Here is an 8,426-nt window from a genome sequence, read left to right as displayed (position 1 = left end):
GACTTCTCTGCTTTCTCTGACGCCTTCCTGGACGACTTCGTCTTCCTCATGAATTTCAGACCCCGCAAATGCCTTGACTGGCGCGCTCCCTTTGAAATCTTCTTTGGCTCTTTGTTGCACTTGACTTGACAATTCGCAATTGGAAAAATTTCGCCGGATGCGGGGTGGGCCTTTCGGGGCCTGCCCTGTTTCCGGCTTACTTATATTCAGGAGGTCATTCTTATGCGGCGAAAGGCAATCCGGCGCGGCGCTCTGTTCTATGCCGACCTGGACCCGGTAGTTGGTTCGGAACAGGGCGGAACGCGCCCCATACTCATTCTTCAAAATGATGTGGGAAACTATTTCAGCCCCACGGTGGTGGCGGCAGCTATCACCAGCCGAAGGGATAAGACCCACCTTCCTACCCATGTTTTGCTGGACAATGTACCGGGCCTTGCCCCTACATCCCTGCTGCTGTTGGAGCAGATACGGACGGTTGACCGCAGGCGGCTTCGGGGCTATATCGGGCAGATCAACAAGAAAAAGATGAAGGAGATCGACGCAGCTCTGGCAACCAGCGTGGGACTGCGTTCTCTGGCATAGGACAGGCGCCCTTCTGAATAGATTTGTAGAGGCAGAAAGGAGGAGCCTGTTTGAAATCACTCACGCTTGCAGAACTTGATACGCTCTCCGCCGTTGACATTAAGACGGTTGATCCAGAGCAGCTTGTCGATATTCGGGACATATCCATCCACACAGAACTTCCAAAGGAGGAACGGATGCTGGACTTCATCCGCCAGATTCGCAATCCCTATTGCTTCCGCCACGGAAAGATTGTCGTGAAAATCGGCTTCTCCGAGGCGGCCAAGGGAACCACAATGGAGGAACAATTTGAAAGTTATCTCCGTACCCTGTAAATCCCCGACACGAATGGAACCGAAAAAAACACCTGGACACTGGCCGTGTCCTGCTGTATAATAGAAATCGGACAAAACTCGCACTCCAATCGTTGTTGGGACTGACGAACAAAACGATTGGAGGCATTGTTATGAAAAATTTGACCGCGCAGGCTGTTTATGACGCCGACATCTATCTCCGTCTGTCTGATGACGATGGAGATAAACCGGAAAGCAACAGCATCAAGAATCAGCGGGAATTTATCACGGAATTTTTGAAATCAATGCCAGGAATCCGCATCCATGCCGAGAGGAAGGATGACGGGTTTAGTGGCGTTGATTTTTTTCGTCCTGGGATTCAGGAAGTTTTACAGGATGTGCGTTCCGGCGCCGTCAACTGCGTCGTGGTAAAAGACCTGTCCCGTTTGGGGCGCAACTATATCGAAACCGGCAAGGTCTTACAGGAGTTTGCAGACCACGGGGTGCGGTTTATCGCCATCAACGACGGCTACGACACCGCTAACGCACAGGGGCAGACCAGCACCATCCTGCTTCCCATTAAAAACCTGATGAACGATTCTTACAGCCGGGATATTTCGGTAAAAATACGCAGCCATTTGGAGGTTAAGAAGCGAAAGGGCCAGTTTGTAGGAGCATTTGCCGCCTACGGCTATCTGAAATCACCGCACGACAAAAATCAGCTTGTGGTGGACGATTACGCCGCCGAGGTGGTGCGGGATATTTTCCGCTGGAAGCTGGAGGGAATGAGCCAGCAAGGGATCGCTGACCGGCTGAACGCCGATGGGGTCCTCTCGCCCTCAGAATACAAGCGTTCCCTGGGGATGAAATATATCTCCGGCTTCAAGAGCAACCCGCAGGCCAAGTGGTCGGCGGTAGCGGTTGGGCGTATCCTGAAAAATCCCCTCTATATCGGTGTGATGGTTCAGGGAAAGACCGGGCGGCCAAACTATAAAATCAAGAAGCTGATGGAGAAGCCAGAGGACGAGTGGATCAGCGTTTCCGGCGCCCATGAGCCGATCATCAGCGAGGTGGATTTTCGGACGGTCAGCGGCCTGCTGTGCCGGGACACCAGAATCGCCGTACAAAAAAAGACGGTATATCCCTTTTCGGGACTTTTGTTCTGTGCCGACTGCAAGCAGAACATGATCCGCAAGACCGTTCCGGCAGGAGGGAAAAAATATTTTTACTACTCCTGTTCCACCAACCGGGCAGACAAAACTGCCTGCACCACCCATAATATCAGCGAGGCCCTGCTGATGGATGCGGTTCGTGACTGTATCCATACCCACATGGAAACGGTGCTGAACATTGAGAAAACCCTGCAATTTATCGCCGCTCTCCCCGCAGAGGACACGGAGGCCAGAAAGATCGACCGGCAGCTTGAAAAGCTGAAAGCCGATTATGAACAGGCCATGCGGTTCAAAATGTCCGCCTATGAGAAATTCGTGGATCATCTGCTGAATGAAGATGAGTTCAAGCAGTATCAGCGGATTTACACGGAAAAGTGTGAGGCGATTGCGGTAGCCATCAGCAAGCGGCAGGAGGAATTGGACGCTATTGTGCAGGCGGGTTCCCCACAGGGGGAATGGATCGCCCATTTCAAGTCCTTCCGTCATGTGGATGTGATGGAGCGCAAAATCCTGGTGAAGATCATCGACCGTATCTATGTCTATGAAGGGAACCGAATTGAGATCATTTTCAAGTACCAGAATGAGTACAGGGCGGCGACGGCCTACATCGAACAGTATATGGAGCGTCAGGCGCCGCAGGCAGCTCCCACGGTAAAGGAGGCGGTGTAAATGGCGCGTGTGAGTAGAAGAAAACAGATAGCGGCTGCACAGGGAGTTCCGGTTGATAAGCTGCCAAAAGCCGCCGCTCTGCGAATTTTCCACACAGCCCTTTATGTACGCCTCTCCATCATGGACACCCGTGACCGCAAGGACAGTGAGAGCCTGCAAACGCAGATCGACTATCTGTGCGGATATATCGCCAAGCACCCTGATTTGGAGCTGTACGACTGCTATCGTGACAACGGAGAAACCGGGACAAATTTTGAGCGCCCCGGATTCCAGCGGATGATGGAGGATGTGAAAGCAGGCCAGGTGGACTGCATCATCGTGAAAGACCTGTCCCGGTTCGGGCGCGACTTCCTGGAAACTGGAAACTTTCTGGAAAAGGTGCTGCCCTTCATGGGGGTGCGGTTTATCTCCGTCAACGACAACTACGACAGCATCCGGGCGGACAGCGGCGAGGCTATGACGATTGCGCTGAAAAACCTGATGAATGACATTTACGCCAAGGACATTTCGCAAAAGGTGTATTCCGCGCTGGACACCAAGAAGCGCAGCGGCGAGTTTATCGGCAATTTTGCCGCCTATGGCTATGTGAAATCCCCAGAGAACCGTCACAAGCTGACCGTTGACCCAGACGCAGCGAAGGTGGTGCAGCGCATTTTTCAGATGAAAAAGGATGGAATGAGCAACGCCGCGATTGCAAGGACATTGACCGTCGAACAGATTCCAAATCCCAATTACCACCGCTATTTGCAGGGTGTTGTGTTTACCAAGAGGTTTTCTGAAAACAGCCCATGGCAGACGCAGACAGTGAAGCATATTTTGGAGAATCCGGTGTATTTGGGGCACATGGTTCAGGGCAAGAAAATCACAAAGCTGCACGCTGGGCAGAAGCAAAAAATTATGCCCCCATCAGAATGGATCATTGTCCCCAACACCCATGAGGCGATCATTGAACAAGAGCTGTTTGACGCGGTTCAAGCCATTTTGAAAACCAAGCACGAGGAATACCACAGCCGTCTGGGGAAATACGCCCATTTTGACAGCGAAAACATTTTTGAGGGGCTTGTGGTATGCGCGTGCTGCCAGCACAATATGACACGCTATAAGAGCGTTTACAACAAAGGCAGAACGGTGGCGTACCACTTTATCTGCCCCCGCCATGCCATGCTTCTGGACGCCGGATGCCCCAATGTGGGCGGCCTGCGGGAAAACGATTTGAAAGCGGCTGTTTATGAGGTTCTTCGGTTTCAGATGGCGATGCTCACGGATGCGGAGGCGGTCATCCAAAGGGTCAGCCGGTCCTCGGCGGCCAGAAGCCGCAGGACGGCTCTTGACAATGAGATCATATCGGTGCAGGGACGCTTAAAGAAGCTGGACACACTCCGCCAGACGCTCTTTGAAAGCTATGTGGACGGTATTGTAACGCAGGCGGATTATCTATTCGGGAAAAGCCGGTATGAGGATGAAGCCCGCCAGCTTGAGGGACGCCTTCAGGATTTGCAGGCCGAAAAGGACGCCTTGCCGGAGGCAAGTCCCAAACAAAATAAGTGGTTTTCCGCTTTTGCCAAGTTCCGGGATGAAAAAGAGCTGACCCGTGAGATGCTGCTGGCGCTGGTGGAGAAGATCTATGTGAATGAGGACAAGCAGGTACATATCGTGTTGAACTATCAGGACGAGATGAAAAAGTTGTTTCAGGAGGAGGTGTAACACGATGCCGGAGGTCTTACAGCAAATGTTGAACTATGTGATCGCCATTTACATCCGGCTCTCCGCTGAGGACGGCGATCTGTCCGATGAAAAAAGCGAAAGCAACAGCGTTGTCAATCAGCGGGCCTACATCCGCCGTTTCATTGACCTGCGGCCTGAATTTGCCGGGGCGCAGATTCTTGAATTTTGTGATGACGGTTATTCTGGGACGAACATGGAGCGGCCCGCCGTCCAGCGGCTTTTGGAACAGGTGCGTCAAAGGAAGATCAACTGCATTATCGTCAAGGATATGTCCCGGTTTGGGCGCGACTATATCGTGGTTGGGGACTATCTGGAACAGATTTTCCCTTTCATGGATGTGCGATTTATCGCCATCAATGATTCCTACGACAGCAAGGATCACAAGTACGGTTCTGCGGGCCTGATTGATGTATCCTTCCGAAATGTAATCTACGACCTTTACAGCAAGGACTTGTCGGAAAAAGTGAGATCGACCAAAAAACAGCTTGCCGAAAAAGGCTACTGCGTTGCCCCCTATGCGTTCTTTGGCTATCAGAAAGCGCCTGGAAATAAGCACACTCTTTTGGTGGATGAGGATGCCGCCGCCGTGGTCCGGCGTGTGTTTGACCTCTTTATCAGCGGCCTGTCCACTACGGAAATTGCCAGAAAGTTCAATACAGAAGGGGTGCTGACCCCGCTGCAAAGAAAACGGCTCCAAGAGGTGAGCCGGAAGTGGAACTGCGTAGATCAGAATAAAAACTACTGGACTTCTTCTATGGTTCGCAAGATACTGGACGATGAGCGGTACACCGGCAAAGCGATCTATGGCAAGACCACCCGAAAAAAGGTGGGTTCCAGCCGGGTCAAAGCTGTTACAGAAGATCAGTGGACGGTTGTGGAAGGAGCGTTTCCGGCAATCATTACGCAGGAGATTTTCGATATGGCCAAGGGCCTGAATCGGAGTTCTCATCCCGGTTCTGCCGGGGAAAGCACACGGGTTTTCTATCGGAAGATCCGGTGCGGCCACTGTGGACTTGCGATGGAGCGGCTGCAATCTTCCCACCCTGGCTATGTGTGCCGAACCAACAGGTATAAGCCGGATATTGGCTGCCCGCAGGACAGGATAGATGAAAAAGAGCTGGAACAGGCGGTTTTAGCTTCTATCCGCACGATGGCCCAGCTTGTCCGAGGGGCGATTCAGACAAAGCAGCGCCAGTCTGCAAAAGATACCCGTTACAACCAGCGCCTTGACCGGCAGATCAAAGCACACCAGAACTCAATACAAATGCGCCAGCAGGAAAAGATGGCGGCTTTTGAGGATATGGTATCCGGCAAAGTCAGCGCGGAGGACTATCAGCATAAACGAGAACAGTGTGAAAAACATATCCAGCGGCTTGAAACCAAAATTAAGGAGCTGGAGGACGCCAAACGGCAGGCAAAAGGAGAGGAACTCTCCGCCGACAGCATACTCCCCTATACCAATGTCAGGACACTAACACGGGAGCTGGTGGATTTACTGATCCAAAACATCTACATTTTCAGTTCGACTTCCATTGAGATCGTTTGGAAATGCGGAGACGAATATCAACGGTTGCTTGCCGATACCGCAAAAAAGGAGGCTGCGGAGTATGAGGGATAAAAAACGATGTTGGCTCTATGGACGCGTTGCTTCTCCCGACAAACGGGCGTTGGAGAACCAGATGAACTATCTTCGCAGCTTTGCGGAAAAGTATCAGCTCAATGTTGTGGGAGAGTCACAGGACGAGGCCAGCGGCCTGACCCTTGACCGGCCTGGGTTAAATGACTTTCTTGAAGCTGTCCGGCAAGGACGGGCCGACACCCTTTTGACAAAGGATTTGACACGCCTGGGGCGGGATACCATGCAGACGGCTGCATGGATCACACAGTTAAATACTTCTGGTGTAGGTGTGTTCTCGGTCACAGATTTGATTTTCTGGGGGCTTTAATCACTGAACCGATACAAAATCCAGCAAAAAATCTTATAATTTTTTTGGTTTTCTCTTGACATTAGGAGACGACGGCGTCTCCGGAACCAGCTTCCAGCGGCCCGGGCTCCGGCGGCTGCTGGAGGACGTGGAGGCGGGGCGGGTGGACCTGGTCCTCACCAAGGACCTGAGCCGCCTGGGCCGGGACTATATCCGCACCGGGGAGCTGGCGGAGGTCTATTTTCCATCCCGACATGTGCGGTATATCGCCGTCAACGACGGCTTTGACACCCAGGGGCCGGATAACGGTCTGGCCCCCTTCCAGCACGTGGTCAATGAGATGTATGCCCGGGACGCCAGCAAGAAGATCCGCTCCGCCCTGGCCGTCCGCCGGGCCCAGGGGCGGTATGTGGGGAGTCTGGCCCCCTACGGCTACCGGAAGGACCCGGTGGACAAGAACCGGCTCCTGCCCGACCCGCCGGCGGCGGCGGTGGTGGAGGAGGTCTTCGCCTGGGCGGCGGAGGGAGTGGGGCCGGGGGAGATCGCCCGCCGGCTCAACGGGCGGGGCGTGGCCTGCCCCGCCCTCCACCGATCTGGGGGGCGGCCCGGGCCGGAGGGACCGGTGTGGACGGGCTCCACCGTCTCCAAGCTGCTGGCCAATCCCACCTATCTGGGCTGTACCGCCCAGGGCCGCACCCGGAAGCTCTCCTTCAAGGCCGGGGTCCGGGAGGCTGTGCCCCGGGGGGAGTGGGCAGTGGTGGAGGGGACCCACCCCGCCCTGGTGGACCGGGAGACCTTCGCGGCGGCGGCCCGGCGGCGGAAGGGGCGGCCAGGGGAGGGCCGGTTCCAAAACCAGCTGGCGGGTCTGGTCCTGTGCGGGGACTGCGGCGGGGCCATGGTGTCGGCGGGCACCCGGCGGAAGGACTCCCCGGCGGTGCTGGTCTGCCGCTGTTACAAGCGGGCGGGCCCCGCCGCCTGCGGCAGTCACGCCATCCACTATCCGGTGCTGCGGGCGCTGCTGGACAGAGTCCTCCGTCGGGCCCTGACCCTCACGGCGGAGGAGCGGGAGAACCTTCTGTCCGGGCTGGTCCGCCGGGCTTTGCCGGAGGGGGGCGGGGGAGAGCGGGCCGCCTGGAAGGCCGAGCTGGCCCGGCTGGAGGGGCTGGAGGGGGAGCTGTGGGAGAGCCGCCTGCTGGGGGAGCTGGAGGAGGGGCGGTTCCATGCCTTGCTGGACCGGTGCCGGGCCCGGCGGCAGACGATCACCCAAAAGCTGGAGTCTGTGCCGCCGTCGGAGGGGGAGGGGGAAGCCGCCCTGCGCTCCGCCCTGGAGGTGGCGCTGGACCAGGTCCTGGCGTCGCCGGGAGAGGACCCGGTCCTTCTCCTGGCGCTGGTGAAAGGTGTGACGGTGGGGGAGCGGCAGGGGGACCGGCCCCAGCCGGTGACCGTGGACATGGCCGCCGATCTACCCGGCGGGGAGTGGGTGCTGGAGCGGTCCGGCCCCATGGACCGCAGCGTCTGGAAGGTCCTGCCGCCGGAGCCGGAGGGGTGAGCTTGGAGGGCCGGAAAAACTTTTTTCACGAATTTTGAAAATGTGACCGAAATGTAACCGAAGCCATGTATAATGCGATTTGTCCGGAGGGGGAAGCCCTCCTCCGACATCCCGCCCCTTTCAGGCGGGAGCCAGTTGACAAGGGCAAACCGGTCGAAAGGCCGGGACGCAAAGCTCTGGAGGCTACCGCGGCTCCGCCGCCATGCCAGTCCGGCCGCCGCATGGTCATCCGACTAGACAGAGGAGGAACAGAACATGTTGGCGAAGATGAAGAAAAGAGGTCTGGCACTGTTCGTCGCTATGGTGATGGTTCTGGGTATGCTGCCCACCGCCGCCCTGGCTGAGGGACTGGAGTTGGGTGGAAGCACCACCGAGACCATCGTTGTGACCCCCGGCGAGCCCGCCCCCGAGGAGTCCGGCGAGCCCGCCCCCGAGGAGTCCGGCGAACCCGCCCCTGAGGAGTCCGGCGAGCCCGCCCCCGAGGAGTCCGGCGAGCCCGCCCCCGAGGAGTCCGGTGAGCCTACCCCCGAGG

General features: G+C 56.3%; 8 protein-coding genes and 1 riboswitch. All 8 genes read left to right on the top strand.

All coding sequences use genetic code 11. From position 1 onward, the window contains the following. The first annotated feature begins 222 nt into the window (after positions 1–222). Entirely contained in the window at positions 223–582 is a 360-nt protein-coding gene (locus tag Q0Y09_RS09295; RefSeq protein WP_297720676.1) for a type II toxin-antitoxin system PemK/MazF family toxin, read from the top strand. 50 nt (positions 583–632) lie between these two features. After that, a complete protein-coding gene (locus Q0Y09_RS09290; RefSeq protein WP_297720675.1) occupies positions 633–896 on the top strand; it encodes a DUF6870 family protein in 264 nt (87 codons plus the stop codon). Positions 897–1,027: 131 nt separating this feature from the next. Beyond that, entirely contained in the window at positions 1,028–2,695 is a 1,668-nt protein-coding gene (locus tag Q0Y09_RS09285; protein ID WP_297720674.1) for a recombinase family protein, read from the top strand. Further along, positions 2,696–4,399 carry a recombinase family protein gene (locus tag Q0Y09_RS09280; protein ID WP_297720673.1) on the top strand — a complete coding sequence of 568 codons (1,704 nt, stop codon included), beginning with the start codon at positions 2,696–2,698 and terminating at the stop codon, positions 4,397–4,399. Between the two features lie 4 nt (positions 4,400–4,403). Continuing rightward, positions 4,404–6,038 carry a recombinase family protein gene (locus tag Q0Y09_RS09275; RefSeq protein WP_297720672.1) on the top strand — a complete coding sequence of 545 codons (1,635 nt, stop codon included), beginning with the start codon at positions 4,404–4,406 and terminating at the stop codon, positions 6,036–6,038. After that, positions 6,028–6,366 (top strand): recombinase family protein, encoded by a 339-nt coding sequence (locus tag Q0Y09_RS09270; RefSeq protein ID WP_297720671.1) that lies wholly within the window; start codon positions 6,028–6,030, stop codon positions 6,364–6,366. Before Q0Y09_RS09275 ends, Q0Y09_RS09270 begins: the two co-directional genes overlap by 11 nt. 55 nt (positions 6,367–6,421) lie before the next feature. After that, positions 6,422–7,894: a recombinase family protein gene (locus Q0Y09_RS09265; RefSeq protein WP_297720670.1), complete on the top strand. Its 1,473-nt coding sequence runs from the start codon at positions 6,422–6,424 to the stop codon at positions 7,892–7,894. Between the two features lie 133 nt (positions 7,895–8,027). Further along, a riboswitch (cyclic di-GMP riboswitch) is annotated at positions 8,028–8,116 on the top strand. Positions 8,117–8,149: 33 nt separating this feature from the next. Continuing rightward, positions 8,150–8,426 (top strand): hypothetical protein (locus tag Q0Y09_RS09260; RefSeq protein ID WP_297720669.1); only part of this gene is annotated, 277 nt, incomplete at its 3' end.

The sequence above is a fragment of the Intestinimonas sp. genome (assembly GCF_026169115.1).
GTDB lineage: Bacteria > Bacillota > Clostridia > Oscillospirales > Oscillospiraceae > Intestinimonas.
This window is presented reverse-complemented; position numbering and strand designations above follow the sequence as displayed.

Bases quoted from the DNA above. Each gene is read 5' to 3' on its own strand.
- Q0Y09_RS09285 (WP_297720674.1), top strand. From the start codon at position 1,028: ATGAAAAATTTGACCGCGCAGGCTGTTTATGACGCCGACATCTATCTC.
- Q0Y09_RS09275 (WP_297720672.1), top strand. From the start codon at position 4,404: ATGCCGGAGGTCTTACAGCAAATGTTGAACTATGTGATCGCCATTTAC.
- Q0Y09_RS09270 (WP_297720671.1), top strand. From the start codon at position 6,028: ATGAGGGATAAAAAACGATGTTGGCTCTATGGACGCGTTGCTTCTCCC.
- Q0Y09_RS09280 (WP_297720673.1), top strand. From the start codon at position 2,696: ATGGCGCGTGTGAGTAGAAGAAAACAGATAGCGGCTGCACAGGGAGTT.
- Q0Y09_RS09295 (WP_297720676.1), top strand. From the start codon at position 223: ATGCGGCGAAAGGCAATCCGGCGCGGCGCTCTGTTCTATGCCGACCTG.